Genomic DNA, 25,932 nt, shown 5'->3' on the forward strand with positions numbered 1-25,932 from the left:
GCAATGGGGTGGGCGTGTGGAAGGGCTTGTCAGCTGTTCATTCGGCTACCGCCCAGCCGCCGCCCAGCGCCTTGTAGAGGCGCACATGGTCTGCCGCGACCGCAGCAGTGGTGGTGGCCACGCTCTCTTGCGTGGACAGCAGCGTGCGCTGCGTCTCCAGCACCGCCTGAAAGTCGATGAGACCACTGCTGTAGCGCTGCTGCGCCAACAGGGCGGCGTTGCGGGCGGCGTCTGCGGCGGCCGTCAGTCGTTCCAGTTTTTCCCGGTCGCCACGCAAGGCCACCAGCGCGTTCTCCACATCCTGCAGTGCCGTGAGCACGGTGGCTTCGTAGGCCACACGGGCCTGCTCCAGCGCTGCAGACTGCACACGCACCTGTGCGCGGGCGGCGCCGCCATCCAGCAGCGGGATGGACACGCTGCCCAGCAAGGCACTGGTCACCGCACCGCCGCCCGACAGCGCGCCCAGCGTGAGGGCACGCAGGCCCAGCGAGCCACCGAGGGAGAAGCTGGGGTAGCGCGCCGCGTCGGCCTGCGACACGCGCGCCAGGGCGGCTGCAATGCGCTGCTCGGCCGCACGCACATCGGGGCGTTGGCGCAGCGTCTCGGCCGGGATTGCCAGGGCAAGCTCTGCGGTCGGCTGCGGCACGGGTGCACTGGCGGCCAGGGTAGCGTCGAGCGCGCCGGGCACCTGGCCTGTCAGAACGGCCAGGCTGTAGCGCGACTGAGCCAGGCTGGCTTCCAGGCTGGGAATCTGCGCGGCGGTCTGCTCGGCCGCTGCACGGGCCTGCTCGGTGACGAGCGAGGTGGTGAGCCCGGCCTGCAGGCGCCACTGGGTGAGCTGCAGGGTCTCTTGCTGGCTGGCCAGGTTGCTGCGCGCAATGGCCAGGCGCTGCTGCAGCCCGCGCAGCTCGATGTAGTTAACGGCCACCTCGGCGGCCAGCGATACCTGAACGCCAGCCAGGCTGGCCTCGGCCGCGCGGGCGTCAGCCTCGCTGGCGCTCACGCCGCTACGCAGGCGGCCAAACACATCGGGCTCCCAGCTCGCATCAAAACCGGCCTGGAACGTGTTACCGGTGCTGTTGCTGGCCCGGCTGCGCTGCGCCGAAGCCGATGCACCCACGCTGGGCAGCAGGCCAGCCGACTGCACATCCACCTGCGCACGCGCCTGCTGCAGCGCGGCCTGGGCGGTGCGCACGCTGCTGTTGGCGCGCAAGGCTTGCTCGACCAGCGAGGTAAGCACCGCATCGTCAAACCGCTGCCACCACTGGGCCAGGGATGTCGCCGTAGCCCCTTGCGCTGTGCCGTTGCCCCCCGCAGACCAGGCCGGTGGAACGGCCACTGCGGGCAATGCGCGATCCGTGGGTACCAGGCTGGCACACCCGGCTGTGGCTAGCACGCACAACAACAAGGCCGTTTGCCTCCACGGCACAGCACGCAAAGGTTGCGCTGCGCGGGCAGTGGGTGTGCCGGTAGAGGCAAGTGGGAGAAAACGCATGGGCAATGGCTACGCAGGGGAAAGCTCCATTGTGAGCAGCGATTGCGCCAACAACGTACCCACTGGGTCAAGCCCGCGTAAAGAATTGATGCAAGGCAAAGGTCACGCAGCCACCGTGCCGATGTGGCGTGTGGCTAAAACACGCAAGCATGCGGCGCCGCACAGACGGCCCCACACGCAAGTGGCCGGGGTGCCGCTCAGTGCGCGAGCCGCGATTCGTCCCGCAACAGCACCACCGGCGCCAACGCGCGGGCCCGGTATTCGCTGGGGCTGCAGCCCACGTGCGCGCGGAACGCCCGGCTGAAATGCGCGCTGTTGCTGAAGCCCCAGGACAGCGCAATGTCGGTGACCGAGCGCTGTGCGTGCGCAGGGTGGCGCAGGTCGCGCAGGCAGGCCTCCAGGCGGCGGCGCTGGATCATGGCGGCCAGGGTTTCTGCGTCGTCGGCCACCGCGTTGTACAGGTGCCGCTTGCTGCAGTTCAGCGCCTGGGCCATGCGGTCGATGGTGAGGTTTGGGTCGCCCAGATGGCGGTCGATGTACTGGCTGATGCGGTCACGCAGGGCCTCGCGCTGCGACAGCAGGCTTTGCTGGCCGTTGCGCTCCAGCAGCGACAGCTGCACCAGGTGCGTGATCACATCGGCCACGCCATCGGCGGCCACGTCGGACATGGTGGGCAGCTCGGCAAACGCGGCGCGCATGGTGTCCCACGCGAGGCGCGACACGCCCGTGGTGCCCGAGAAGCGCTGCACCATGAGGTCGTCGAGCTTGAGCTTGCGCTCGGGCAGCTGTTCCTTGGGGATCATCAGCACCATCTGCCGCACGGCCTCGGGGTTGCTCACGGCGTAGGCGCGCGTGGTGTCGTACACGCTCCACTCGCCGGGCGACAGCCACACCTGGCGGCCGTTTTGCTCAAAGCAGGCCCGCCCTTCGAGCTGCGCCACCACCTTGATGTAGGCCCGGTCGCTGCCCCGGATGAGGCTGGGGGTGCGCACCACGCGGTGGCGGCTCACATCCAGCTGGCACAGGTTCACATAGCCCGCCTGGCCCGAGGTGATGTGGCCCGCAAAGGCATCGTCGCCAAACGCATCGGACTCCAGCCCGCCAATGAGGCGCCACACGGCATCGCCCCACAGGTGCAGGCGGTCGCGCGCGGGCACAGCGTCGGTGGATACCTCGGTCAAGGGATGGGCCATGGTGTCTCCAATGCGGGGTTGCGCAAACCTGATGGTTATGCGGCTGAATTATCGGACGCCCCGTTACCCCATGCCACCGAGGGAAATCCGGGTAAACCCGCTGCCATCTGCACGCTGAGGCAAGCGTTTTGTGCACGCTGAGCGCAGCGCGCTGATGCCTGTCTCCCTACGATTCCCGGCACGGCGTGCACCACGCAGGCCCCATCTGAGGAGACACACAATGACAGCACACCAACCCTCCAAGCGCCAGTGGATCAAAGGCGCAGCCGCCACGGTCGGCACCCTGGCCGTGGCGCCCCAGCTGTGGGCCCAAACCGGCAGCGCAGCCCCCATCCGCATTGGCTATGCCATCGCCCGCACAGGCCCCTGGGCGGCCGGCGCGCAGGTGAGCCAGGAGCCCAACTACCTGCTGTGGGCCGAACAGGTGAATGCAGCGGGCGGCCTGAGCGTGAAGGGCACCAAGCGTCCCATTGAACTCATCGGCTACGACGACCGCAGCGAGACCGAGACCTGCGTGCGCACCTACGAAAAACTCATGGGCAGCGACAAGGTGGACCTGATCCTGCCGCCCTGGGGTTCGGGTGCCAACTTCGCCATTGCGCCGCTGGCCAACCGCTTTGGCTACCCGCTGCTGGCGCCCACGGCGCTGTCGCGCAAGCTGATCGACATGAACCTGCCCCACTTCTTCTCGCTGCTGCAGCAACCCGACAAGATGATGGGCGCGCTGGTGGACATGCTGGTGGCCAACAACGTCAAGACCATAGCCATCGTCTACATGGACGACCTGTTTGGCCTGGAAAACTTTGCCGCGCTGAACAACGCGCTCAAGAAGACCAGCATCCAGGTGGTGGAGCGCAAGAGCTACCCGCTGGGCGTGAAGGACTTGGCCCCCGTGCTGCGCGGCATCAAGGACCAGAACCCCGACGCGTTCATCGGTATCACCTACCCGCCCGACACCATCCTGGCGAGCCGCCAGGCGCGCGAGGTGGGGCTGAACCCCAAGTTCTTTTACGCCTCGGTGGGCACGGCCTTCCAGCTCTACAAGAACGTGATGCAGGCCAACACCGAGGGCGTGATCGGCATGGGCTCGTGGAGCGTGAAGACCAGCCCCGAGGCCAAGGCCTACTTCGACGCCCACGTGAAGAAATTCAACAAGGAACCCGACCGCTGGGCCAGCGGCCACGCCTGGGCGGGCCTGCAGATCCTGCAGCAGGCCGTGGAAAAGGCGGGCCTGGACCGCAAGGCCCTGCGCGAGCACATCGCCAAGAACGAGTTCAAGACCATCCTGGGCGGCATCCGCTTCCAGGGCAGCGAGAACGCGTCCATCCCCGGCACGGTGAGCCAGTGGCAGGGCAACGACTTCGAAGTCGTGTGGCCCAAAGACCGCGCCACGGCTCAGCTCAACACCAACAAGCCTGCGTGGAAGTAACAAAGTGTCTCTGACTTCCTGGGCCGAACTGGTCGCCAGCGGCCTCATTACCGGAGGCATCTATGCACTGGTGGCCATGGGCCTGAACCTGCAATACGGGCTGATGCGCATCATGAACATCTCGCATGGCGAGTTCCTGATGCTGGGCGCCTTCCTCACCTGGTCGGCGCACACCCTGTGGGGCATCTCGCCGCTGCTGCTGATGCCGCTGGCCTTCATCGCGCTGTTTGCGCTGGGCGTGGTGGTGCACGCGCTGTGCTTCAAGCGCCTGGCAGCGCGCGCGCCCAACGTGGACGTGTTCGAGGCGCGCAGCCTGATGGTGGGCTTTGGCCTGATGTTCCTGGTGCAGAACACCGCCCTGTTGATCTGGGGCGGTGACCTGCGCGGGTATGAATACCTGGCCGACCCGGTGCAGATCGCGGGCATGCGCTTTACTGAAAACAAGCTGGTGCTGTTTGGCGTGGCGCTGGCGCTATCCGCAGGTTTGATCGCGCTGCTCAAGCTCACGCTGCTGGGCAAGGCCGTGCGAGCGCTGATGCAGTCGCTCACGGGCGCGCAGCTGGTGGGCATCAACACGCGGCGCCTGCACCCCATGATGTTTGGCATTGGCCTGGGCCTGTCGGGCGTGGCGGGCGCGCTGCTGTCGATGACGTATGAGATCTCGCCATCGATGGGCGAGCCCTATACCGTCACCGCACTCATCGTCATCACACTGGGCGGCTTTGGCAGCCTGGCGGGCAGCCTGGCTGGCGGCCTGCTGCTCGGCGTGGTCGAGGCGCTGGGCATGCACTTCAGCAGCCCGTCTCTCAAGATGCTGCTGAGCTATGCAGTGTTCATCGGCGTGCTGATCTGGCGCCCCAACGGACTGTTCTCCAAAAAATGACTTCCCTTCATTCCAACAAGCCTTGGCTGGCCTTGGCAGCGGGGGTGGCGGTGGTCGCCACCCTGCCCTGGCTGGTGTCCGAGTTCATGGCCTCGGTGCTGCTCAGCTGCCTGATGTACATCGCGCTCGCCACCAGCTGGTCGCTGTTCTGCGGCGCCACGCGTTACCTGTCGCTGGCCACCTCGGCCTTCTTTGGTGTGGGTGCGTACACCAGCGCGACGCTGCTGGGCGTGCTGCCCTGGCCCCTGGTGATTCTGAGCGGCGCGCTGATCGCCACCATCGTGGCCGTGGTGATGGGCGCGGCGGTGCTGCACCTGCGCGGCACCTACTTTGCGGTGCTCACGTTCGGCATGACCGAGCTGATTCGCCACGCCGTGACCTTTGTCGAAAAGCAGGTGTCCGGCACCGTGGGCCGCGTGCTCACGGTGGTGCCCAGCAACGAGACGGTGTACCTCACGGTGCTGGTGATTACGGCGGGCGCCATTGCTACGGCGATTGCCATCCAGCGCAGCCGGTTTGGCCTGGCGCTCTCGGGCATTGGTGCCGACGAGCAGCGCGCGCAGACGCTGGGCGTGGACACGCGCCTGGCCAAGATCGCGGGCTTTGGCATCACTGCCGCCTTTGCAGGCGCCGTGGGCGCGGCCATGGCGGTGCGCTGGACGTACATCGAACCCGCAGCCGTGTTCAGCCCCTTCATCGGCTTCCAGACCGTGCTGATCGCGCTGATCGGCGGCGCGACCAGCCTTGGCGGCCCCATCCTGGCGGCCATCGTGTTCAGCCTGCTGGCCGAAACGCTGCGCCTGCAGCTGCCCTACGGCTACATGATGGTGCTGGGCCTGCTGCTGATCCTGTGCGTGATGTACCTGCCCAATGGCCTGGCCACGCTGTGGCAGCGGCGCAAGCCTGCAGCTGCGGAGGCACACCATGGCTGAAGCCCTGTTGACCATCGACGCCGTGACCGTGCGCTTTGGCGGCCTCACGGCCGTGGACGGCGTGAGCGCCACGCTGCACACGGGTGAGCTGATCGGCATCATCGGCCCCAACGGCGCGGGCAAGACCACGTTCTTCAACGCCATCTCGGGCGTGCAGCCGCCCGCCTCGGGCACGCTGGTGAGAGGCACCGACAACCTCACCGGCAAGGGCCCGCACCACTATGCGGCGCACGGCATTGCGCGCACCTTCCAGACACCGCGCGTGTTCCCCGACATGACGGTGCGCGACAACGTGCGCTTTGGCATGCAGTTCGCAGGCCGCCACCGCCAGGGGCCGGAGGGCCTGCGCAGCGAAGGCGAGATCCTGACCATGCTGGGCCTGGCCCACCTGGCCGACCGCTCTGCCGCCGATGTGACGCCGTCACAGCAGCGCCTGCTGGAGATCGGCATGGCCCTGGGCACCCGCCCGCGCCTGCTGCTGCTCGATGAAGTGGCCGCAGGCCTGACGGAAGCAGAGGTTGACGCCATGGCCCAGCGCATCCGCCGCCTGCGCGACGACTGGGGGCTGACGGTGGTGTGGATCGAGCATGCGGTGACCACGCTGCTGAAGTACGTGGAGCGCGTGCTGGTGCTGCACCAGGGCCGCAAGATTGCCGACGGCACGCCCGCCGAGGTGGTGCGCGACCCGCAGGTGATCGAGGCCTATCTGGGTGACGAGATGACCAGCGACACTGCACAAGGAGCCACGGCATGAGCGGCGCACACCTCACCGTGCAGAATCTGACCACGGGCTACCACGGATTTCAGGTGCTGCAAGACCTGTCGCTGCAGGCCGCACCCGGCATCACCGTCATCGTCGGCCCCAACGGCGCGGGCAAGACCACGCTGCTCAAGGCGCTGGCCGGGCTGCTGCCGCGCATGGGCACCGTGGCGCTGGACGGCAGCGACCTGCCCGCGATGAACGCCACCGCCTGCGTGCAGCGCGGCCTGGCCCTGGTGGCCGAGGGCCGCCAGCTGTTCCCGCAAATGACGGTGACCGAGAACCTGGAGCTGGGCGGCTGGCTGGTGCCATCACGGGTGCGGGCCGAGCGGTTGCACCAGGCGTTCGAGGACTTCCCGCGCCTCAAGGAACGCGCCACCCAGCTCGCCGGCACCATGAGCGGCGGCGAGCAGCAGATGGTGGCCGTGGCCCGCGCCATGATGAGCGGCCCGCGCCTGTTGATGCTGGACGAGCCCTCGCTGGGCTTGGCGCCACGCATGGTCGATGAGCTGCTCGCCATCGTGCAGCGCATCGCCGCGCAGGGCGTGACGGTGCTCATGGTCGAGCAGAACGTGCGCAAGGCGCTGCAGATTGCACAGCGCGGCTATGTGCTGGAGCGCGGGCGCATCGTGGCGTCTGGCGCGGCCGCTGACCTGCTGCAGTCCGATGTGGTGCGCCAGGCCTATCTCGGCGTGGCGTGAAACCCCTTCCGCCCCCTTTTTCATTTGTTCTTTTTCAGGAGCTTTCATCCATGACTGCCATTTCCATGCTGATCAACGGCGAGCGCGTGCAAGCCACCGGCGGCGCCACGTTTGAGCGTCGCAACCCGCTCGACGGTTCCATCGCCACCACCGCACCCGCCGCCAGCGTGGCCGATGCCAAGGCCGCTGCCGACGCAGCTGCCAAGGCCTTCCCGGCCTGGTCCGCCCTGGGCCCCAACGCACGCCGCGCTTTGCTACTCAAGGCCGCACACGCGCTGGAAGCCCGCACGGCCGACTTTGCCGTGGCCATGGCGGCGGAGACCGGCGCATCCGGCATGTGGGCGGGCTTCAACGTGCACCTGGCTGCGGGCCTGCTGCAGGAAGCCGCCGCGCTCACCACGCAGATTGCGGGCGAGGTGATTCCATCCGACGTGCCCGGCAGCCTGGCCATGGGCGTGCGCCAGGCGGCGGGCGTGGTGCTGGGCATTGCGCCGTGGAACGCCCCAGTCATCCTGGGTGTGCGTGCCATCGCCACGCCACTGGCCTGCGGCAACACGGTGATCCTCAAGGGCTCGGAGCTGTGCCCCGCCACACACGGCCTCATCATCGAAGCGCTGCAAGAGGCCGGTTTGCCCGCTGGCGTGGTGAACTTTGTGACCAACGCCCCGGCCGACGCCGGCGCCGTGGTCGAGGCCATCGTGGCCCACCCGGCAGTGCGCCGCATCAACTTCACCGGCTCCACCAAGGTGGGCCGCATCATTGCGCAGACCTGCGCCAAGTACCTCAAGCCCGTGGTGCTGGAGCTGGGCGGCAAGGCCCCACTGCTGGTGCTGGATGATGCCGACATCGACGCCGCCGTGGCGGGCACCGTGTTTGGCGCCTTCGCCAACTCGGGCCAGATCTGCATGTCCACCGAACGCATCATCGTGGACAACGCCGTGGCCGACGAGTTTGTGGCCAAGCTGGGCGAGCGTGCCAAGGCCCTGCCCCTGGGCGACCCGCGCAAGGGCCCGGTGGTGCTGGGCTCGGTGGTGGACATGGCCACGGTGCACCGCTGCAACGCCCTCATCGACGACGCACTGGCCAAGGGCGCCAAGCTGGTCTGCGGCGGCAAGAGCGACAGCACGTTGATGCAGGCCACGGTGCTGGACCACGTGACGGCCGCAATGGACATCTACCGCGAAGAGTCGTTCGGCCCCGTCAAACCCGTGGTGCGCGTGAACGGTGTGGAAGAAGCCATTGCCTGCGCCAACGACAACGAGTTCGGCCTGTCCTCCGCCGTGTTCAGCCGCGACGTGGCCAAGGCCTGGAACGTGGCGGCGCGCATCGAATCAGGCATCTGCCACGTCAACGGCCCCACGGTGCACGACGAAGGCCAGATGCCGTTTGGCGGCGTGAAGAGCTCGGGCTATGGCCGCTTTGGCGGCATGGCCGGGGTGCGTGAGTTCACCGAACTGCGCTGGATCACAGTGCAGACCACTCCCCGCCACTACCCTTTCTGAAGTTCAAAAAAGATAGCTGCTAGCGCTTTCTGGACAAGCGCTAGCGGCCACTTTCACCTAAACATCAAACTGTGATCGCATCCAGCGGCCAGCGAGGCTTCACGTCAAACGCGTAGTCGGTATTGGCCTGCTGCTGCCCGGCCTGCAGGCGCATCGCAGCAGCCATGGCAATCATGGCGCCGTTGTCGGTGCACAGGTGCAGCTCGGGGTAGTGCACGCGCACCTTGGCGGCCGCGCAGGCGGCATTGAGCTGGGCGCGCAGATGCCGGTTGGCGCCCACGCCACCGGCGACCACCACGCGCTTCAGGCCGGTCTGCTTGAGGGCGGCCAGGGTCTTCTTCACCAGCACTTCGACAATCGCGGCCTCGGTGCTCGCCGCCAGGTCGGCCTTGCGCGCTTCGAGTTCGTCGCCCAGCTTCTTGGCCTGCGTGAGCACGGCCGTCTTGAGTCCGGCAAACGAAAAATCCAGATCACCGCTGTGCAGCAAAGGCCGTGGCAGCTTGAAGGCCGTGGCACTGCCCTGCTCCGCCAGCCGGGACAGCGCCGGGCCACCGGGGTAGCCCAAGCCCATGAGCTTGGCGGACTTGTCAAATGCCTCGCCCGCCGCATCGTCAATGGTCTCGCCCAGGATCTCGTAGCGGCCTACGCCGTCCACGCGCATCAGCTGGGTGTGGCCGCCCGAGACGAGCAGGGCCACAAAGGGAAACTCCGGCGGGTCGGCACTGAGGAAGGGCGACAGCAGATGCCCCTCCAGGTGGTGCACACCCAGCACCGGCTTGTCCAGCGCCGCGCCCAGCGCGCAGGCCACGCCCGCCCCCACCAGCAGCGCACCGGCCAGGCCCGGGCCGCGTGTGTAGGCCACCACGTCCACATCCGCCAGCGTCTGGCCGGACTCGGCCAGCACCTGCGTGGCCAGCGGCAGCACGCGGCGGATGTGGTCACGGCTGGCCAGCTCGGGCACCACACCACCATAGGCCTGGTGCATCTCGATCTGGCTGTGCAGCGCGTGCGACAGCAGCGTAGGCACGGCATTGCCCGTGGAACGGACCAATGCCACGCCGGTTTCGTCGCACGAAGATTCAATACCCAGGATCAGCAAACTCATGCCCCGAGTGTAAAACCCGGGGCTGATCCGTCCTTGCAGGGCTGTTTACCAGCGGTCCGACCGCATGCGCAGTTCCCAGTTGCCGCTGCGCAGCTCGTACACCCCCACGGCGCCGTAGCGTTGCTCGCCCTTGTCGTCCCAGGTCATGGTGCCGATCACCGGGGCGTAGCCGTTGATGCTGTGCAGGGCCTTGGTGATGTCCTTGGGGTCGGCGGACTTGGCTTTCTGGATGGCGGCCGAGAGCACGTAGGTGCTGTCATAGCTGTAGTGGCCGCCGTAGGCTGGGGGCTTCTTGAAAGCGGCGATGTACTTTTCGAGGAAGGGCTTGCCGGTGGTGAACTCCTTGGCTTCCAGCACGGGCGATGTGGCGTAGAGCCCCTGCACGATGCCCGCGCCCTTGGTCATGTCGGTGGTCTTGATGGTGTCGCCGCCCAGCAGGCTGACCTTGGTGTGGTCTACCTTCTTGAGCGATTCGAGCAGCGCCAGGGCCTGGAAGTCGTTGAGGGTCGAGACGATCACCTCCACGTTGGCGGCCTTGAGTTCACCGGCCAGTTCGTCAAAGGCCACAGTCTTGTCGTCGAACGACTTGCGCACCACCACTTCTTTTTTCTCGGCCTTGAGCTGCGCGGCAGCACCGTCGGCCAGGCCCTTGCCGTAGGGCGTGCCGTCGTCCAGCGCGGCGTAGCGGTTGGCGCCCAGCTGCGTGGCGGCAAACGAGCCGATGGCGCGCGCCTGCAAGGTGTCGTTGGCCACCATGCGGAACGTGGTGGGGAAACCGAGCTGCGTGAACTTGGGGTTGGTCGAGATGGCGATCTGGGGAATGTCTTTGGCGGCGTAGATGGGTGCGGTCTCGATGCTCACGCCCGAGTTGAGGTGGCCCACCACCGCGACCACGCCCGCATCCACCAGCTGCTGCGCCACAGCCTTGCCGGTGTTGGCGTCGGCCTTGTCGTCCACGGACACGACCTCCAGCGTCACGCGTTTGCCGTCCACGGTATAGCCGGACTTGTTGAGCTCATCCACTGCCAGCTTCACGCCGTTGAGCAGATCCTGCCCCAGGGCGCCCAGCGGGCCAGAGAGGGGCTGCGCTACACCAATTTTGATGGTGTCCGGCACCTTGCCGCATCCGGTCAGGAGTGCGGCAGTCGCCACTGCGGTCAAGGCCATGCTGGCCGAGAAGCGGCGCCGGTTGATGTGCTTGTTCATGCAAAAAACTCCATTTCAGTGTGACTGTGTGTGCAGATGTATATGCGACGCCCTGCTGGGCGGGCTACCGGGTATGCCCTCCCACGGTGTCAGTATTAGCAACTTTCAGGCCCTGCAACGGCGGCCAGTACCGCGAGGCGCAGCGGGCCTGCGGCCGGGATAACCCGGAGCGCAGGGGGGCTGCAAGGGCCACCGGAGGGTGTGCACCACACCGGCGCACCAATTTGTGGCGTAAAAATTGCTTATCCTCGCCGGTATGAATGAGGCTTTGCGCATCGTGGTGGTGGCCCCGGACCTGGCAGTCGCCGACCCTGACGACGAACACGCCGTGGAACAGGCGGAGCGGTCGCGGGCGCTGCGCATCGGGCTGCTGGAGAACAACTTCAACCTGGTGGCCACGCTGCCCGCCGATGTGTTCCTGAGCGAGCGCATCGCCCAGCTACAGCCCGACCTGATCATCGTGGACGCCGAGAGCGAAGCCCGCGACGCGCTGGAGCATGTGGTGATGGCCACGCGCGACGAGCGCCGCCCCATTGTGATGTTCACCAACGACGAGGACACCTCGCACGTCAAGGATGCCGTGGCTGCGGGCGTTTCTGCCTACATCGTGGCGGGGCTGGCACCCCAGCGCATCCGCCCCATCCTCGATGTGGCCATGGCGCGCTTCCAGCACGAACAGGCGTTGCGCGCCGAGCTGGCCGACGCCAAGACCGAGCTGCGCGACCGCAAGACCATCGACCGCGCCAAGGGCCTGCTGATGCAGCGCCAAGGCCTGACCGAACAGGCCGCCTACGAAAAGCTGCGCAAGACGGCCATGGACAAGGGCCTGAAGCTGGTGGACGTGGCGCAGCGCATGCTGGATGTGATGGATCTGCTGGGGTAAAACCAGAGAACAACCCCCTGAGCGGCTGCGCCGCTTCCCCCTTCTCTCGAATGACTGCGTCATTCGGGAAGGGGGACGATGCCCTCGCACGCAAGCGAAGCGCCGCATACGCGGCTCGGCGCCCCTTGCTTGGCATCCCTCGCCCGGGCCGCGCCCAATTCCAAGGTCCCTCCCAAATGGTGCGCCGCACAAAGGCAGTGCGACCACCCTCATCGCAACACAAACGCTCCTACCGCAGGCCCCGCAGGCATGTAGCGCTTATTGATCAAGCGCAGACAGCTATTAATTCCATAGCATCCAGCGCTCCAACATGGCGCAGCAGGCGCTGGCACGCGCTTTGCATTGCACAGTGCAAGACCAATGCAGGTCTGACCACTGACAGCACTGACCCAACGGCGGGCCGGTGCTGGCAAGGAGCCCCGGACCCGTTCCAGGCTCCACCACGGACAAAGGCGTCCCCACCCGCTCCCGGCGTTGCTTTGATGCAGCCAGCCAGGCGCGGTGTGAGGACGCCTTTTTTGATTTTTCACGCCACCAGGGATGCCCCATGACCGATCTGTTGAAAACCAGCCTCAACCGCCGCACCGTGCTGCAGGCCGCCACCGTGGGCGCTGTGGGTGTGAGCCCCGCGCTGCGCGCGCTTGTCCACGCAGCGGGCTCCGACGCCCCCGAGAAGAAGGAAGTGAAGATCGGCTTCATTCCGCTGACAGACTGCGCCAGCGTGGTCATGGCCTCGGTGCTGGGCTTCGACAAGAAATACGGCGTGACCATTGTCCCCAATAAGGAAGCCAGCTGGGCCGGCGTGCGCGACAAGCTGGTGAACGGCGAACTGGACTTTGCCCACGTGCTCTACGGCCTGGTCTATGGGGTGCACCTGGGCACCGCCGGTCCCAAGAAGGACATGGCCGTGCTGATGAACCTGAACAACAACGGCCAGGCCATCACCCTCTCCAAAGCCCTGGCCGACAAGGGTGCGGTGGACGGCCCATCCCTGGCCAAGCTCATGGCCAGCGAGAAGCGCGAATACACGTTTGCGGGCACCTTCCCCACCGGCACCCACGCGATGTGGATGCACTACTGGCTGGCGGCTGCGGGCATCAACCCGCTGTCGGGCGCCAAGCTCATCACCGTGCCGCCGCCCCAAATGGTGGCCAACATGCGCGTGGGCAACATGGACGGCTTCTGCGTGGGCGAGCCCTGGAACCACCGCGCCATCATGGACGGCATCGGCATCACGGCCAACACCACGCAGGACATCTGGAAGGACCACCCCGAAAAGGTGCTGGGTACCACGGCCGAATTCGTCAAGAAGTACCCCAACACCACGCGCGCCGTGATGATGGCCGTGCTCGAAGCCAGCCAGTGGATCGATGCCAGCCTCTCCAACAAGATGAAGATGGCCGAGACCGTGGCCGGCAAGGCGTATGTGAACACGGGTGTGGACGCCATCAACCAGCGCATCCTGGGCCGCTACCAGAACGGCCTGGGCAAGACCTGGGACGACCCCAACCACATGAAGTTCTTCAACGACGGCGCGGTGAACTTCCCCTACCTGTCGGACGGCATGTGGTTCCTGACCCAGCACAAGCGCTGGGGCCTGCTCAAGAGCCACCCCGACTACCTCGCCGTGGCCAAGGAAGTCAACCAGGTCGAGCTGTACAAGTCGGTGGCCAGCGCCATGAAGATCAGCGTGCCCAAGGATGTGCTGCGCACCAGCAAGCTCATCGACGGCGTGGTGTGGGACGGCAAGGACCCCGCCAAGTACGCTGACGGCTTCAAGATCAAAGCCTGACGGCAACCCTGCCCCAGCGCCCGCCCGACCACCCCGCCAGCCAGCCCTGCACAGGAGAAAACCATGGTCAGTGCCGTCTTTCATTCCCCGTTGGATGCAGCCCCTGTGGCCGCACAGAATGCTATGAATACTGTAGCTGCAAGCACAACATCCACTAGCGCAAGAAGCCAAAAAGTCGTTACATCTGCCCCCAAGGCACCTGCAGCGCCCGCCCCCACGACCACTGGCCGCGACTGGTCGGCCCTCTCCCGCAGCTTCTGGCTGGCCGTGCTGCCCCCGCTGTGTGGCCTGGGCCTGCTCGTCGGCCTGTGGGCGGTGGTCTCCACCACCACGGGCGGCAGCATCCCCAGCCCCAAGGACACCTGGCTGCAGGCGCTGGAAGTGTTCAGCAACCCCTTCTACCGCAACGGCCCCAACGACCAGGGCGTGGGCTGGAATGTGCTGATGAGCCTGCAGCGCGTGGCCATCGGCTTCGGCATGGCGGCGCTGGTGGGCATTCCCGCAGGCTTTGTGATCGGGCGCTTCAACTTCCTGTCGCGCATGTTCAACCCGCTCATCAGCCTGCTGCGCCCCGTGTCGCCGCTGGCGTGGCTGCCGATCGGTCTGCTGGTCTTCAAAGGCGCCAACCCGGCCGCCATCTGGACCATCTTCATCTGCTCCATCTGGCCCATGATCATCAACACCGCCGTGGGTGTGCAGCGCGTACCGCAGGACTACATGAACGTGGCCCGGGTACTGAACCTCAGCGAATGGAAGATCGCCACCAAGATCCTCTTCCCCGCCGTGCTGCCCTACATGCTGACCGGTGTGCGTCTGGCCGTTGGCACCGCGTGGCTGGTGATCGTGGCGGCCGAGATGCTGACCGGCGGCGTGGGCATCGGCTTTTGGGTGTGGGACGAGTGGAACAACCTCAACGTCAAGAACATCATCATCGCGATCTTTGTGATCGGCATCGTCGGGCTGCTGCTGGAGTACGCGCTCATCAAGCTGGCCACCGCATTTACTTTTGAAGAGGTGAAAGCATGAACACGAGCGCTACAGCATCCGCACATCCCTCCATGAGCACCAAGTTCATCGAGATCCACGGCGTCGAGCAGACCTTCAAGACAGCCAAGGGCCTGTTCCCGGCGCTGCGCGACATTCACCTGACGATTGCCAAGGGGGAGTTCGTGGCACTCATCGGCCATTCCGGCTGCGGCAAGTCCACCCTGCTCAACCTGATTGCTGGCCTGACCACGCCCACCAACGGCGCATTGCTCTGCGCCAACAAGGAGATCAAAGGCCCGGGGCCGGAACGCGCGGTGGTGTTCCAGAACCACTCGCTGCTGCCCTGGCTCACCTGCTTTGACAACATCTACCTCGCAGTGGAGCGCGTGTTTGGCGCCAAGGAAAGCAAGGCCCAGCTCAAGGCCCGCACCGATGCCGCGCTGGCTCTGGTGGGCCTGACGCACGCGGGGCAGAAGCGCCCCGGCGAAATCTCGGGCGGCATGAAGCAGCGCGTGGGCATTGCCCGGGCGCTGTCCATGGAGCCTCAGGTGCTGCTGATGGACGAGCCCTTCGGCGCGCTCGACGCCTTGACCCGCGCCAAGCTGCAGGATGAACTGCTGGAGATCGTGGCCCGCACCCAAAGCACCGTGGTCATGGTGACCCACGACGTGGACGAGGCCGTGCTGCTGTCCGACAAGATCGTGATGATGACCAACGGCCCAGCCGCCACGATTGGCGAGGTGCTGACCGTGGACTTGCCCCGCCCCCGCAAGCGCGTGGAACTGGCCGAGGACCCGCAGTACGTGCACTACCGCAAGGCGGTGATCGACTTTCTCTATACGCGGCAGGGCCACGTCGAAAAAGCTGCCTGAGCGGCCAGCTCCGACACCGCGCAGACCACCAAAAGGAAAGGGCACTAACCAGATCGGTCAGAGCCCTTTTTGTGTATGTACCCACACCAGGGACATAGCACCCCCGCAAGGGGCGCCCCGTCGCGCCGGGTGCGTCCCCCTTCCTGAACGGCACAACCCTTCAGAGAAGGGGCAGAAGGCGCATAGCGCCTCGGGGAGTTGCCCTCAATGGCTCCCGGTGATGTAGTTCTCCAACTGCTCAATGATGAATTTCTGCTCGGAGATGATGTCCTTGACCAGGTCGCCAATGGAAATCATGCCCACGAGCTTGCCGCCATCCACCACGGGCAGGTGGCGCAGGCGGTTGTTGCTCATGAGCTGCATGCACTGCTCGCTGGTCTGGTCCGGGCGCACAAACATCACGGCCGAGGTCATCACATCCTTGACCTGGGTGACGGCCGACGTGCGCCCCATGAGGGCAATTTTGCGGGCGTAGTCCCGCTCGGTGAAGATGCCGACGATGGACGCGCCCTCGGTCACGATGAGCGCGCCAATGCCCTTGTCGGCCATGAGCTGGAGAGCGTCCAGCACGGAGGCAGCAGGGCTGATGGTGTGGACGGTGGCGTCGGGTTTGGACTGAAGAATCTTGGCGACTGCGGTCATGGAAACCTCCCTCGTGAAAACGGAAACAGGCACAGAGAGATTTCAGCCCATAAGCCCCGTGGGCGCAACCCACGCAAGCCCCATGTGCGGCGCTTTTTGAGCGTGCTGTTGCGCGGCGAACGCAACGGATGTTTCCGCGCCGTTGCATAGCGCACGCCGCGAAACAAACTGAAAAGAAGCGAAACCGCGGCGAGACGACGCCCCCGGGCTGCCCCGGCACGATGGAGCCCATGTTCACCGCACCGACCACGCTCCTCTTTTCGACATCTGCCGCGTGCCAGCGCCCAGCGGTTTCCTTGGCTAGCCGCCAGGGTTCCAAAGGCCGGCAAACACGGCAGACAGCCCGAAAGATTGTTTCCAATACTGGAACAGTTAGTTCGCGACTCAGTGGTTTTTCTCTGAACAGCACCGGCGTACAGTTCATCCCATCGATGAGCCGAACCCGCAAGGCGACTCACCGAACCCGGTGCGAAGCGAGTCGTTTCTGATCTTCACCCGGTTTTTTTGAGACGCTTTTTTAACTTCAAGGATTTCCATCATGAACAACACCGCACGTTTCCTGTCTATCGCCGCTGTGGCTGCTTTCGCCTCTTTTGGCGCCCAGGCTGACGAAGCCGATGCTTCGCAATTCGCCACCCAATTCCAGACCAGCCGCACCCGCGCTGAAGTGATCGCTGAAGCCACCACCGCCGTGCAAATGCGCAGCCAAGAGCCCGCTGGCTCCCGCGTGGTGACCTACAAGTCCACGGCTGACCGCGCTGCCGTGCGTGCCGAAGCTGCCGCACAAGCCATGCGCACTGGCCGCGTGGGCCCCGCTGAAGGCGGCTGATTCAACCCGTTGAATCCACCGCGTCACCCACTGCGTATTCCAGACACATCGTCCCCAATTTTTTGAATTTCACAGGAGTTTCATCATGAACAATACTGCCCGTTTCCTCTCCATCGCTGCTGTGGCTGCTTTCGCCTCTTTTGGTGCCCAGGCTGACGAAGCCGATGCTTCGCAATTCGCCACCAAGTTTGAAACCAACCGCACCCGCGCTGAAGTGCAAGCCGAAGCCGCTACCGTGGCACAAACCCGCTCCATCGAACCCGCTGGTTCGCGTGTGGTGACTTACAAGTCCACGGCCGACCGCGCTGCCGTGCGTGCCCAGGCTGCCGAAGCTGTGCGCACCGGCCAGATCTCTTCCGGCGAAATCGGCTCCCTGTAATTGGACCGGCCTGCACTCCGGTGCAGGCGGAAGATTGCAAATGCCAAAAGGCCGAGGCCCCTGTTGGGGCCTCGGCCTTTTTCATGGCGCTTCGCTACACGGATGGGTCGAAGCCTGCCATCGACAGCTCAAAGGCTGCCAATGGCGTCCACCCCAACTTACTTGCCAGCGCGCGCCTGGGCCACGGCTCCCTGCACTTCCTTCCACAAACCCTCACCCACGTTGGCGGCAATGCTGGCGTTCACAGCACTGAGCTTTTCGCGCATGCGGTTGGCTTCGGCGGCGGGCAGTTCGTTGACCTGCATGCCCTTGCCCTTGAGGTCGGCCAGCGCCTTGTCGGCCTCCGCACGCGTGTCCTGGCGCTCGAAGTCGCGGCTCTTCTTGGCGGCATCGAGCAGCACCTTCTGCTCGGCCTTCGACAGGCCGTCCCAGTACTTCTTGCTGACCAGCACGATCCAGGGGCTGTAGACGTGGTTGGTCACCGTGAGGTACTTCTGCACCTCATAGAACTTGCTCGACAGGATGGTGTTGTAGGGGTTCTCCTGGCCGTCCACCGTCTTGGTTTCCAGCGCGGTGAAGAGTTCGGAGAACGGCAGCGGCACAGCGTTGGCACCCAGGGTCTTGAAGCTGTCGAGGAACACGTTGTTCTGCATTACGCGCAGCTTGATGCCATCCATGTCTTCCAGCTTGTTGACCGGGCGCTTGCTGTTGGTGAGGTTACGGAAACCGTTTTCCCAGTACACCAGGCCCACCAGGCCCTTTTCCTGCAGTTTGTCCATCACCTTCTGGCCCACGGGGCCGTCCAGCACCACATCGGCTTCCTTGGCGTTGTTGAACAGGAACGGCGTGTCCCAGATCGCCATTTCCTTGGTGATGCCCACCAGCGTGGCCGTGGAGCCCACCATCATCTCCTGCGCGCCGCCGATCAGGGCCTGCTGCATCTGCACGTCCGAGCCCAGCGCGGCGGCACCGATGGCGCGAATCTTCATCTTGCCGCCCGAGGCCTTTTCCACTTCCTGGGCAAACAGTTTGGTGGCCCGGCCCTGGTTGGAGTCCTCGTTGAGGCCGTAGCCAAAACGGATGATGCGCGGCTTGAAGTCTTGGGCTGCGGCCTGGAACGAGCAGGTGATGGCAGCGACCGACAGAGCGGCCAGCAGGGTGCGACGGAAAGTTTTCATGGTTGTCTCCATTGGCAAGAAAAACGGGAAAGAGGAACAAGCAAACAGCTAACGGCTAGCGCAGCCAGACGACGGGCGCAGTCACGATCTGCGGGAAGACCACCAGCAACGCCAGGATCAGCACGTAGGTGATGAGAAACGGGTTCACGCCCTTGATGACGCTGTGCATCGAGATGCGCCCTACCCCGGCGACCACGTTGAGCACGGTGCCGACCGGCGGGGTGATGAGGCCGATGGCGCCGTTGAGCACGAACATCAGACCGAAATACACCGGATCGATCCCCGCCTTGACGGCGATGGGCAGCATCACGGGCGCAAAGATCAGGATGGTGGGCGTGAGGTCCAGCGCCGTGCCGATGAGCACCAGCACGATCATCATCACGGCCATCAGCAGGCGCGGGTTCTCCACCAGCGGGCCCAGCCAGTTCGTCAACACATTAGGCAGGTCGGCCAGCGTGATCATGTAGCTGGCCACCTGGGCGCCAGCACACAAAAACATCACGACGGAGGTCGTCTTGGCTGCGCGCACCAGCACGCCATAGATGTCGGCCAGCTTCATCTCGCGGTGCACGAACAGCGCCACCACCAGGGCGTAGAACGCGGCCACCACGGCGGCTTCCGTGGGGGTGAACACGCCCGTCTTCATGCCGCCGATGATGATGAGCGGCATCAGCATGGCCCAGAAGGCGCGCACTGTGGCGCGCAGACGGTCCTTGATGGGCAAGGGCTCGCCCTGGGGCAGGTTCATGCCGCGCAGCACCCAGCGCCAGGCAAAGATGAGGCCCACACCCATCATCAGCCCCGGCACGATGCCCGACACAAACAGCGCCGAGATCGAGGTGTTGGTCGTCACGCCATAGATCACGAACGGCATGGACGGCGGGATGATGGGTGCAATGATGCCGCCCGAGGCGATCAGCCCAGCAGACGTGTTCATGGGGTAGCCCTGCTGCCGCATCATGGGCAGCAGGATGGTGGCCAAGGCTGCCGTGTCGGCCAGGGCCGAGCCGCTCATGCTGGCCATGAGCACCGCAGCGCCAATGGCCACGTAACCCAGCCCGCCCCGGATGTGCCCCACCCAGGCCTGCGCCATGTCGATGATGCGGCGGCTGATGCCGCCCGAGTTCATCAGCTCACCGGCCAGGATGAAGAAGGGCACGGCCAGCAGCGGAAAGCTGTCCACCCCCGCCACCAGGTTCTGGGCCAGCAGCTGCGCGTCCCAGAAGTCCAGCACCCAGGCCATGCCAGCGCCCGTGAGCACCAGGGCGAGGCCCATGTTCATGCCGGTGCCCATCAGCACCAGCATGCCCAGCGAAAAGACCACAAAGGCCAAGGCTTCAGGCGTCAGTCCGAACATCACTCCACCTCCGCGCCGTGGCCCAGGTCCAAGGGCTTGCGTTGAATCAATTCAATGGTCGCCATCACCCCGATGGCCACCGCACACAAAAAGGCTGGCAGCGGCAGCAAGGCCGCCGGGTAGGCCATGACCACCGAGCGGCTGCCCATGCCCACCACCACCTGTTGCCAGGCGCCCCAGGCCAGCATGGCGCAGGCGGCGATCACCAGCAGCCGGATCACGGCCGTGAGCACACCAAAGGCCACCGGGCGTTGGGCCAGCAGGCCTGCCAGGCTGGTGAAGGCCATGTGTTCACCTCCCGGGTAGGCCGCTGCGGCACCGATGAACACCATCCAGACGAACAGCAGGCGCGACAGCTCTTCGCTGGCCGCCACGCCACTGCCAAAGCCGTAGCGCAGCACCACGTTGATGAACACGGCCACGGCCATCACGCCCAGGCAGCTGGCCATGAGCACCTGGGAGACCCGGGCAAAGCGGCTTTGCGGCACGGCTTGTTGTGCGGGGGAACTCATGCGGTCTCCTTCGTGGCCAGCCAGGCCGAGGCTTGCTGTTGCAGCGTGGGCAGGTCCAGCAATGCATCCAGGCGCAGCACGCCCGCCTCGCCCACTGGGGATTCCAGCGTGGCGAACTGGCTGTCCACCAAGGCGCTGGAGAAAAAGTGGGTGCCCGCACGGGCAGCCACGCGTTGGCCTGCGCTCGCGCGGTCAATCTCCAGAAAGACAAACCGCAGCCCGGGGCAGGCGTTGCGCAAGCGGTCCCGGTAGACCTTCTTGAGCGCCGAGCAGGTCAGCACCGCGCCCTGGGGCTGGGCTTGTAGCAGTTGCCCCAAGGTGGTCAGCCAGCCTTCCCGGTCTGCATCGGTCAGTGCAATGCCCTGGCGCATCTTTTCGCGGCTGGCAGGGCTGTGGTGGTCGTCCCCTTCGATCAGGGGCAGGCCCTCGGCCTGTGCCAGGGCAGAACCCAGGCTGGACTTGCCGCAGCCCGCCACGCCCATGACGACCACAAAAGCGGGTGACGCTTGAAAACTCATATTGGTAGCGCTATCCAAACAATCCATAAAAAAGGCACCCGGTCTGGATGCCCCACAAACTGTGGCAAGCTGAGCAACTTGATCCAAAATGGCTGGCGTTGCCTTGCCCAAGAGTTTGGACAGCGCTATCCTAACCAGATCCTCCCCCAGCCCCATGAGGGTTAACCCTTGAACAAACCCGAGACAAAACCCGACGCCAAACGCCGTTCCAGCGGCCGCATCACTCTGAGCGACGTGGCCAAGGCCGCCGAGGTCAGCCCCATCACCGCGTCCCGCGCCTTGCGGGGCGAGCGCGGAGTGGCGCAAGAACTGGTGCAGCGCGTGAAGGCCGCGGCAGAGCAACTGGGCTATGTGCCCGACCCCGCCGCCCGCGCACTGGCGTCACAGCGCAGCGTGCAGGTGCCGGTGCTGGTGCCGCTGCTGTCCAACGCGCTGTTTGTGGACGTGCTGGAAGCCGTGCACCGCACCCTGTTCCCGCAGGGCTACCAGGCGCTGATCGGCGTGACGCACTACGACCCGCAAGAGGAAGAGCAACTGCTGCGCACCTACCTCGCGCACCGCCCGGCGGGCCTGCTGGTCACCGGCTTTGACCGCACCGAGGCCTCGCGCCACCTGATTGCCGCCAGCGGCGTGCCTTGCGTGCACCTGATGGAAATGACCTCGGCACCAGGCGTGTTCTGCGTGGGGTTTTCGCAGCAGGACGCGGGCCACAGCATGACGGCCCATCTGCTGGCACGGGGCTATCAAAAAATTGCCTTTGTGGCGGCCCAGCTGGACCCACGCACCATGCAACGCGCCGAGGGCTACCGCCGCTGTCTGCGCGACGCAGGCCTGTACGACCCCAAGCTGGAACTGCTGAGCCCTCAGCCCTCGTCGATGCGCCTGGGTGGCGAACTGCTGGAAGAGCTGCTGCGCACCCGCCCGGGTGTCGATGCCGTGTTCTTCTGCAATGACGACTTGGCCCAGGGTGGCCTGCTGGCCGCGCAGCGCCTGGGTCTTTCGGTGCCCGGTCAGGTGGCGATTGCGGGCTTCAACGACCTGGCAGGCAGCGACCAGATGCTGCCGCCGCTGACCACGGTGCGCACACCCCGTGCAGCAGTGGGCGAGGCCAGCGCACGCATGCTGCTGGCGCTGATGCGCGGCGAGGTGCCCGAGCACAACTCGGTGAATCTGGGGTTTGAGCTGACGGTGCGCGAGAGCACCTGATGTCTGTTGATCCGCTGCGCGCCGGCCCTCCAGCAAGGCGCTGACCGAGGCTTGGCGACATCCGTTGCAGGGAGGCACTGAGGCACCGTGCCGGCTCGGGGGCGGCACCGTGCGGCGCGGCTCCGCAAAAACTCAGGCCGCCGCAAGCGCCCGGCTGCTCGACGAGGCCTTCATCTCCTTGCGCAGCGCCACCGCATCGCGCGACTGGGTGGGTGCCGACGCGTCGATGCGGAACACCTGCACCGTCTCGGTCATGGTCTGCGCCTGGCCATTGAGCTGCATGGCCGATGCCGCGTTCTCTTCCACCAGCGCGGCGTTTTGCTGCGTGATGGTATCGAGCTGCGCCACGGCCGAGTTGACCTGCGAGATGCCGCTGAGCTGCTCATTCGACGCGCTGTGGATCTCGCCGATCAGCGTGTTGACCCGGCGCACCAGCTCCAGCGACTCGGCCATGGTCTTTTGCGCAGCATCGGTCTTTTCATGGCCTTCAGTGACCTTGGTGGCCGAGTCATCGATGAGCTGGCGGATCTCCTTGGCGGCCGAGAGCGTGCGGTGCGACAGGCTGCGCACCTCTGAGGCCACCACCGCAAAGCCACGCCCCTGGTCGCCAGCGCGGGCCGCCTCCACCGCTGCGTTCAGCGCGAGGATGTTTGTCTGGAAGGCAATGGAGTCGATCAGCTGCGTGATCTCGCTGATGCGGCCGGACGCGGCCTGGATCTGCTTCATGGTGTCGGCCACACTGTCCACCGCGCTGCTGCTGCGCTCAGCGACCTGGGTGGCCTGCGTGGCCAGCACCGAGGCCTGGCGCGCGGATTCTGCGGTCTGCTTGACGGTGCCGGTGATCTCTTCCATCGACGCGGCGGTCTGCTGCAGGTTGCTGGCCTGCGCCTCGGTGCGCGACGACAGGTCCTGGTTGCCCTGGGCGATCTCCCGGGTGGAGACCTGCATGTGCTCGCTCTCCTGCCGCGCGTCGCGCACGATGGACAGCAGGTTCACGTTGAGCTGCGCCAGCGCCTTTTGCAGCTGGCCCACGGTGTCGCTGCGCGTGGCCGATATCTTCTGGGTAAGGTCACCCGCCGCCATGCGGTTGGCCCACAACAGCATTTGCGACAACGGTGCCACCGTGACCTGGTGCAGGTAGACCGCCATGCCCAGCGCCAACACCACAACCCCGAGCCACGCCGCCCCCGAGGCCAGCGACAGCGTGTGCCCGCCCAGCAAGGCCGCGCACCACGAAGCCACCACCAGCAGCAGGGTGCACGCCATCATCTTGCCCATGGGCCCCAGTGCCAGGGCACGGCCCACGCGGCCCCAAAGCGTGTCTTTGACCAGCTGACCAGCCGACAGCCGGTGCACCAGCGTGCCGGCTTGTTTTTCGGCCTGCATCTGCTTGTACAGCGCATCCGCCGCCTGGATCTGCTCGCGCGTCGCTTCGGTGCGTACCGACATGTAGCCGGTGGGCTGGTCGCCCTGCATAAGCGGAGTGACGTTGGCCATCACCCAGTAAAACGTGCCGTCCTTGCGCCGGTTCTTGACGGGGGCCGACCAGGGGATGCCCTTGGCAATGGTCTCCCACATGTCGCGGTAGGCCTCCTCGGGCATGTCGGGGTGTCGCACGATGTTGTGGGGCTGGCCCAGCAACTCTTCCTTTTCGTAGCCGCTGACCTCGATGAACATCGGGTTGCAGTACAGGATGCGGCCCTTGAGGTCCGTGGTGGACACCAGGGTCTGGCCCTTGGGAAACGCATATTCGTGCTGGCTGACCGGCAGATTGACGCGCATAGGAACCTCTTCGGGAGGACTGGTTGCCCTGTTCTGGAGAGCAACGCAACAGTGGAAGATGCCGATTTCATCGTACGCGCAATCGGCGTGATTTGAAACAAGTTGTTGGTGCCGCCGCACACCATCTCCAACTTGGTGCAAAACGCCAACACAGCACGCGATGCCGCGCTGTAGTGCACCAATGTGAGCACCGAATGGGTGTATCTGCTTCCATTTCGATAGCTTCCAGCGCAATAAATACCTGCACATTCGCTGGTTTTTTGCCCAAACAGCCGCTTGCACGGGCACTGGCATAGCCATTGCTTGCCACTAGGCGCGGCCAACGCTGGCCGCGTGTCAGCCCGGTGCAATGGCGGATTGGGCGAACAGGACGTTGGCGTCTTCATGGAGTGCGTTGGGGCTGGTCAGCCCGCGTGGTCCGTGTGGACGCCTTTTTGTTTTCTGGCCGGGCCAAGGGGCAAGCCCCCTGCCCTTTGCACTCACACCCATGCATTACTTCAGAGAGTTCCTCAAATCCGGCCACGCCCCCACGCTGTGGGCGTCGTTTCTGTACTTCGGTTTTTCGTGCGCGGTGTGGGTCATCAACGGTGCGATGGCGCCGTTCATCCGCGAGAGCTTCCAGCTCTCCCCCACGCAAATGGGGATGATGCTGTCCATCCCCATTTTTGCGGGCGCGCTGATGCGGTTTCCGCTGGGCATCCTGGCGCAGTACATCGGGCGCAAGCGCGCCACGCTGGTCGAGATGGCGGGCATCTTTGTGGCCATGGGCTACGGCTACCTGTTCGTGCACACCTTCAACGACCTGCTGGCGCTGGGCATTCTGCTGGGCGTAGCGGGGGCGAGCTTTGGCGTGGCGCTGTCGCTGGGCTCGGGCTCGTTCCCACCGCCCTTCAAGGGGCTGGCCATGGGCATCGTGGGCGCAGGCAATGTGGGCACGGCGGTGGCCGCCCTGATGGCGCCCTCTCTGGCGCAGCAATTTGGCTGGCAGGCGGTGTATGGCTTTGCCGCCGTGAGCGTGGCTGTGCCCGCCGTGGTGATGGCGGTGTATGCCAAGGAGCCACCGGACCTCGCGCCCCACGCCACGTTCCGCGAGCACATTGCCTGCCTGTTCGAGAAAGACGGCTGGGCCTTCAGCCTGATCTACGCCGTGACGTTTGGCGGCTTCATCGGTCTCACGGCCTTCTTGCCCAGCTACTTCTACGACCAGTTTGGCGTGAGCAAGGTGCAGGCCGGGCAGCTGACCATGCTGGCGGCCTTTCTGGGTGCCGCACTGCGGGTGATGGGTGGCTGGCTGTCGGACCACTGGGGCGGCGTCAACACGCTCACGGGTGTGCTGGCCATCACCGCCGTGAGCATGGTGCTGTGCGGCCTGGCCGAGAACTCGCTGCCGGTGACCATGCTGCTGTTTCTGGTGTGTTTTGCGGCACTGGGCGCGGGCAACGGCGCGCTGTTCCAGCTGGTGCCGCTGCGCTGGCCGCTGTCCACGGCGGTGGCGGGCTCGATGATTGGCGAAATCGGCGCGCTGGGCGGCGGCCTCATCCCCAACGGCATGGGCTTTTCGCGCCAGTACACAGGCACCTATCTGTGGGGCTTCGTGGGCATTGCGGCGTGTGCCGCCGCCATGCTGGTGTTGTTGCGGGTGATGCAGATCCGCTGGACCCGCACGTGGGCGGAGAAAGGTGGACGCGCGCGCAGCGCATGACCGGCGCAGCCGGTGAGCGCGCAAGCGCTCGCCACATTTCAAGCCAAATAGCCACCAAGCGCAGTTTAAAAATGCCTTGATAGCTAT

At 65.4% G+C, this 25,932-nt stretch carries 24 protein-coding genes; 14 read left to right on the plus strand and 10 right to left on the minus strand.

Annotated elements, in window-relative coordinates; all coding sequences use genetic code 11:
* Positions 1-37: 37 nt before the first annotated feature.
* Together C380_RS17330 and C380_RS17335 are read right to left on the minus strand one after the other, a co-directional pair.
* Positions 38-1,396 carry an efflux transporter outer membrane subunit gene (locus C380_RS17330; protein WP_083871674.1) on the minus strand — a complete coding sequence of 453 codons (1,359 nt, stop codon included), beginning with the start codon at positions 1,394-1,396 and terminating at the stop codon, positions 38-40.
* Positions 1,397-1,692: 296 nt separating this feature from the next.
* Positions 1,693-2,688, minus strand: coding sequence for a helix-turn-helix domain-containing protein (locus tag C380_RS17335; RefSeq protein WP_015015135.1), 996 nt, complete (start codon positions 2,686-2,688; stop codon positions 1,693-1,695).
* 220 nt (positions 2,689-2,908) lie between these two features.
* Here C380_RS17335 and C380_RS17340 point away from each other — a divergent pair, with 220 nt between their 5' ends.
* Genes C380_RS17340 through C380_RS17365 form a run of 6 tightly spaced genes read left to right on the plus strand, consistent with a single transcriptional unit; the run spans position 2,909 to position 8,895 of the window.
* Positions 2,909-4,117, plus strand: a complete 1,209-nt coding sequence (locus C380_RS17340) for an amino acid ABC transporter substrate-binding protein (RefSeq protein ID WP_015015136.1) — start codon at positions 2,909-2,911, stop codon at positions 4,115-4,117.
* 4 nt (positions 4,118-4,121) lie between these two features.
* On the plus strand, positions 4,122-5,000 hold the full coding sequence (locus C380_RS17345; RefSeq protein ID WP_015015137.1) for a branched-chain amino acid ABC transporter permease: 879 nt from the start codon (positions 4,122-4,124) through the stop codon (positions 4,998-5,000).
* Positions 4,997-5,932, plus strand: coding sequence for a branched-chain amino acid ABC transporter permease (locus C380_RS17350; protein WP_015015138.1), 936 nt, complete (start codon positions 4,997-4,999; stop codon positions 5,930-5,932). Before C380_RS17345 ends, C380_RS17350 begins: the two co-directional genes overlap by 4 nt.
* Positions 5,925-6,686, plus strand: coding sequence for an ABC transporter ATP-binding protein (locus tag C380_RS17355; protein ID WP_015015139.1), 762 nt, complete (start codon positions 5,925-5,927; stop codon positions 6,684-6,686). Before C380_RS17350 ends, C380_RS17355 begins: the two co-directional genes overlap by 8 nt.
* Entirely contained in the window at positions 6,683-7,393 is a 711-nt protein-coding gene (locus C380_RS17360) for an ABC transporter ATP-binding protein (RefSeq protein ID WP_015015140.1), read from the plus strand. Before C380_RS17355 ends, C380_RS17360 begins: the two co-directional genes overlap by 4 nt.
* Before the next feature lie 50 nt (positions 7,394-7,443).
* On the plus strand, positions 7,444-8,895 hold the full coding sequence (locus C380_RS17365; RefSeq protein WP_015015141.1) for an aldehyde dehydrogenase: 1,452 nt from the start codon (positions 7,444-7,446) through the stop codon (positions 8,893-8,895).
* A 64-nt stretch (positions 8,896-8,959) separates the two neighbouring features.
* Here C380_RS17365 and tsaD read toward each other — a convergent pair whose 3' ends face one another.
* The gene (gene tsaD / locus C380_RS17370) at positions 8,960-10,000 is read right to left on the minus strand and encodes a tRNA (adenosine(37)-N6)-threonylcarbamoyltransferase complex transferase subunit TsaD (protein WP_015015142.1); all 1,041 of its coding nucleotides are present in this window, start codon (positions 9,998-10,000) and stop codon (positions 8,960-8,962) included.
* 45 nt (positions 10,001-10,045) lie between these two features.
* Positions 10,046-11,206 (minus strand): branched-chain amino acid ABC transporter substrate-binding protein, encoded by a 1,161-nt coding sequence (locus C380_RS17375; RefSeq protein WP_015015143.1) that lies wholly within the window; start codon positions 11,204-11,206, stop codon positions 10,046-10,048.
* 256 nt (positions 11,207-11,462) lie between these two features.
* On the opposite strand from C380_RS17375, the gene C380_RS17380 reads away from it, so the two are divergent.
* The 4 genes from C380_RS17380 (at position 11,463) to C380_RS17395 (ending at position 15,740) form a co-directional block, all read left to right on the plus strand.
* The gene (locus C380_RS17380) at positions 11,463-12,089 is read left to right on the plus strand and encodes an ANTAR domain-containing response regulator (protein WP_015015144.1); all 627 of its coding nucleotides are present in this window, start codon (positions 11,463-11,465) and stop codon (positions 12,087-12,089) included.
* A gap of 547 nt (positions 12,090-12,636) precedes the next feature.
* Positions 12,637-13,881: a CmpA/NrtA family ABC transporter substrate-binding protein gene (locus C380_RS17385; protein ID WP_015015145.1), complete on the plus strand. Its 1,245-nt coding sequence runs from the start codon at positions 12,637-12,639 to the stop codon at positions 13,879-13,881.
* A gap of 63 nt (positions 13,882-13,944) precedes the next feature.
* Positions 13,945-14,907, plus strand: coding sequence for a nitrate ABC transporter permease (gene ntrB / locus C380_RS17390; RefSeq protein WP_043565576.1), 963 nt, complete (start codon positions 13,945-13,947; stop codon positions 14,905-14,907).
* 32 nt (positions 14,908-14,939) lie between these two features.
* Positions 14,940-15,740 carry an ABC transporter ATP-binding protein gene (locus tag C380_RS17395; protein ID WP_015015147.1) on the plus strand — a complete coding sequence of 267 codons (801 nt, stop codon included), beginning with the start codon at positions 14,940-14,942 and terminating at the stop codon, positions 15,738-15,740.
* Between the two features lie 204 nt (positions 15,741-15,944).
* On the opposite strand, the gene C380_RS17400 is transcribed toward C380_RS17395, so the two are convergent.
* Positions 15,945-16,382 (minus strand): CBS domain-containing protein, encoded by a 438-nt coding sequence (locus tag C380_RS17400; RefSeq protein ID WP_015015148.1) that lies wholly within the window; start codon positions 16,380-16,382, stop codon positions 15,945-15,947.
* A gap of 538 nt (positions 16,383-16,920) precedes the next feature.
* Between C380_RS17400 and C380_RS17405 the strand changes: the two genes are divergently transcribed.
* Positions 16,921-17,211, plus strand: coding sequence for a DUF4148 domain-containing protein (locus C380_RS17405; protein ID WP_015015149.1), 291 nt, complete (start codon positions 16,921-16,923; stop codon positions 17,209-17,211).
* Between the two features lie 85 nt (positions 17,212-17,296).
* The gene (locus C380_RS17410; protein ID WP_015015150.1) at positions 17,297-17,590 is read left to right on the plus strand and encodes a hypothetical protein; all 294 of its coding nucleotides are present in this window, start codon (positions 17,297-17,299) and stop codon (positions 17,588-17,590) included.
* A gap of 158 nt (positions 17,591-17,748) precedes the next feature.
* Here the strand turns inward: C380_RS17410 and C380_RS17415 are convergent, their stop codons facing one another.
* From C380_RS17415 to C380_RS17430, 4 genes are read right to left on the minus strand one after another with little or no spacing between them, the layout of a single operon-like run.
* Positions 17,749-18,768: a TRAP transporter substrate-binding protein gene (locus C380_RS17415; protein ID WP_015015151.1), complete on the minus strand. Its 1,020-nt coding sequence runs from the start codon at positions 18,766-18,768 to the stop codon at positions 17,749-17,751.
* Positions 18,769-18,823: 55 nt separating this feature from the next.
* On the minus strand, positions 18,824-20,125 hold the full coding sequence (locus C380_RS17420; RefSeq protein ID WP_051022559.1) for a TRAP transporter large permease: 1,302 nt from the start codon (positions 20,123-20,125) through the stop codon (positions 18,824-18,826).
* On the minus strand, positions 20,125-20,637 hold the full coding sequence (locus C380_RS17425; RefSeq protein WP_015015153.1) for a TRAP transporter small permease: 513 nt from the start codon (positions 20,635-20,637) through the stop codon (positions 20,125-20,127). Before C380_RS17425 ends, C380_RS17420 begins: the two co-directional genes overlap by 1 nt.
* A complete protein-coding gene (locus C380_RS17430) occupies positions 20,634-21,155 on the minus strand; it encodes a gluconokinase (protein WP_015015154.1) in 522 nt (173 codons plus the stop codon). Before C380_RS17430 ends, C380_RS17425 begins: the two co-directional genes overlap by 4 nt.
* Positions 21,156-21,323: 168 nt before the next feature.
* On the opposite strand from C380_RS17430, the gene C380_RS17435 reads away from it, so the two are divergent.
* Positions 21,324-22,361, plus strand: a complete 1,038-nt coding sequence (locus C380_RS17435) for a LacI family DNA-binding transcriptional regulator (RefSeq protein ID WP_015015155.1) — start codon at positions 21,324-21,326, stop codon at positions 22,359-22,361.
* 132 nt (positions 22,362-22,493) lie between these two features.
* On the opposite strand, the gene C380_RS17440 is transcribed toward C380_RS17435, so the two are convergent.
* On the minus strand, positions 22,494-24,143 hold the full coding sequence (locus C380_RS17440) for a methyl-accepting chemotaxis protein (protein ID WP_015015156.1): 1,650 nt from the start codon (positions 24,141-24,143) through the stop codon (positions 22,494-22,496).
* 487 nt (positions 24,144-24,630) lie between these two features.
* Here C380_RS17440 and C380_RS17445 point away from each other — a divergent pair, with 487 nt between their 5' ends.
* Positions 24,631-25,845 carry a nitrate/nitrite transporter gene (locus tag C380_RS17445; protein WP_015015157.1) on the plus strand — a complete coding sequence of 405 codons (1,215 nt, stop codon included), beginning with the start codon at positions 24,631-24,633 and terminating at the stop codon, positions 25,843-25,845.
* Positions 25,846-25,932 lie beyond the last annotated feature (87 nt).

Source organism: Acidovorax sp. KKS102, assembly GCF_000302535.1.
GTDB lineage: Bacteria > Pseudomonadota > Gammaproteobacteria > Burkholderiales > Burkholderiaceae_C > Acidovorax.

Bases quoted from the DNA above. Each gene is read 5' to 3' on its own strand.
- C380_RS17410 (WP_015015150.1), top strand. From the start codon at position 17,297: ATGAACAATACTGCCCGTTTCCTCTCCATCGCTGCTGTGGCTGCTTTC.
- C380_RS17375 (WP_015015143.1), bottom strand. From the start codon at position 11,206: ATGAACAAGCACATCAACCGGCGCCGCTTCTCGGCCAGCATGGCCTTG.
- C380_RS17360 (WP_015015140.1), top strand. From the start codon at position 6,683: ATGAGCGGCGCACACCTCACCGTGCAGAATCTGACCACGGGCTACCAC.
- C380_RS17380 (WP_015015144.1), top strand. From the start codon at position 11,463: ATGAATGAGGCTTTGCGCATCGTGGTGGTGGCCCCGGACCTGGCAGTC.
- C380_RS17405 (WP_015015149.1), top strand. From the start codon at position 16,921: ATGAACAACACCGCACGTTTCCTGTCTATCGCCGCTGTGGCTGCTTTC.
- C380_RS17430 (WP_015015154.1), bottom strand. From the start codon at position 21,155: ATGAGTTTTCAAGCGTCACCCGCTTTTGTGGTCGTCATGGGCGTGGCG.
- C380_RS17395 (WP_015015147.1), top strand. From the start codon at position 14,940: ATGAGCACCAAGTTCATCGAGATCCACGGCGTCGAGCAGACCTTCAAG.
- C380_RS17415 (WP_015015151.1), bottom strand. From the start codon at position 18,768: ATGAAAACTTTCCGTCGCACCCTGCTGGCCGCTCTGTCGGTCGCTGCC.
- C380_RS17425 (WP_015015153.1), bottom strand. From the start codon at position 20,637: ATGAGTTCCCCCGCACAACAAGCCGTGCCGCAAAGCCGCTTTGCCCGG.
- tsaD (WP_015015142.1), bottom strand. From the start codon at position 10,000: ATGAGTTTGCTGATCCTGGGTATTGAATCTTCGTGCGACGAAACCGGC.
- ntrB (WP_043565576.1), top strand. From the start codon at position 13,945: ATGGTCAGTGCCGTCTTTCATTCCCCGTTGGATGCAGCCCCTGTGGCC.
- C380_RS17335 (WP_015015135.1), bottom strand. From the start codon at position 2,688: ATGGCCCATCCCTTGACCGAGGTATCCACCGACGCTGTGCCCGCGCGC.
- C380_RS17420 (WP_051022559.1), bottom strand. From the start codon at position 20,125: ATGTTCGGACTGACGCCTGAAGCCTTGGCCTTTGTGGTCTTTTCGCTG.
- C380_RS17400 (WP_015015148.1), bottom strand. From the start codon at position 16,382: ATGACCGCAGTCGCCAAGATTCTTCAGTCCAAACCCGACGCCACCGTC.
- C380_RS17440 (WP_015015156.1), bottom strand. From the start codon at position 24,143: ATGCGCGTCAATCTGCCGGTCAGCCAGCACGAATATGCGTTTCCCAAG.
- C380_RS17445 (WP_015015157.1), top strand. From the start codon at position 24,631: ATGCATTACTTCAGAGAGTTCCTCAAATCCGGCCACGCCCCCACGCTG.
- C380_RS17385 (WP_015015145.1), top strand. From the start codon at position 12,637: ATGACCGATCTGTTGAAAACCAGCCTCAACCGCCGCACCGTGCTGCAG.
- C380_RS17355 (WP_015015139.1), top strand. From the start codon at position 5,925: ATGGCTGAAGCCCTGTTGACCATCGACGCCGTGACCGTGCGCTTTGGC.
- C380_RS17365 (WP_015015141.1), top strand. From the start codon at position 7,444: ATGACTGCCATTTCCATGCTGATCAACGGCGAGCGCGTGCAAGCCACC.
- C380_RS17350 (WP_015015138.1), top strand. From the start codon at position 4,997: ATGACTTCCCTTCATTCCAACAAGCCTTGGCTGGCCTTGGCAGCGGGG.
- C380_RS17340 (WP_015015136.1), top strand. From the start codon at position 2,909: ATGACAGCACACCAACCCTCCAAGCGCCAGTGGATCAAAGGCGCAGCC.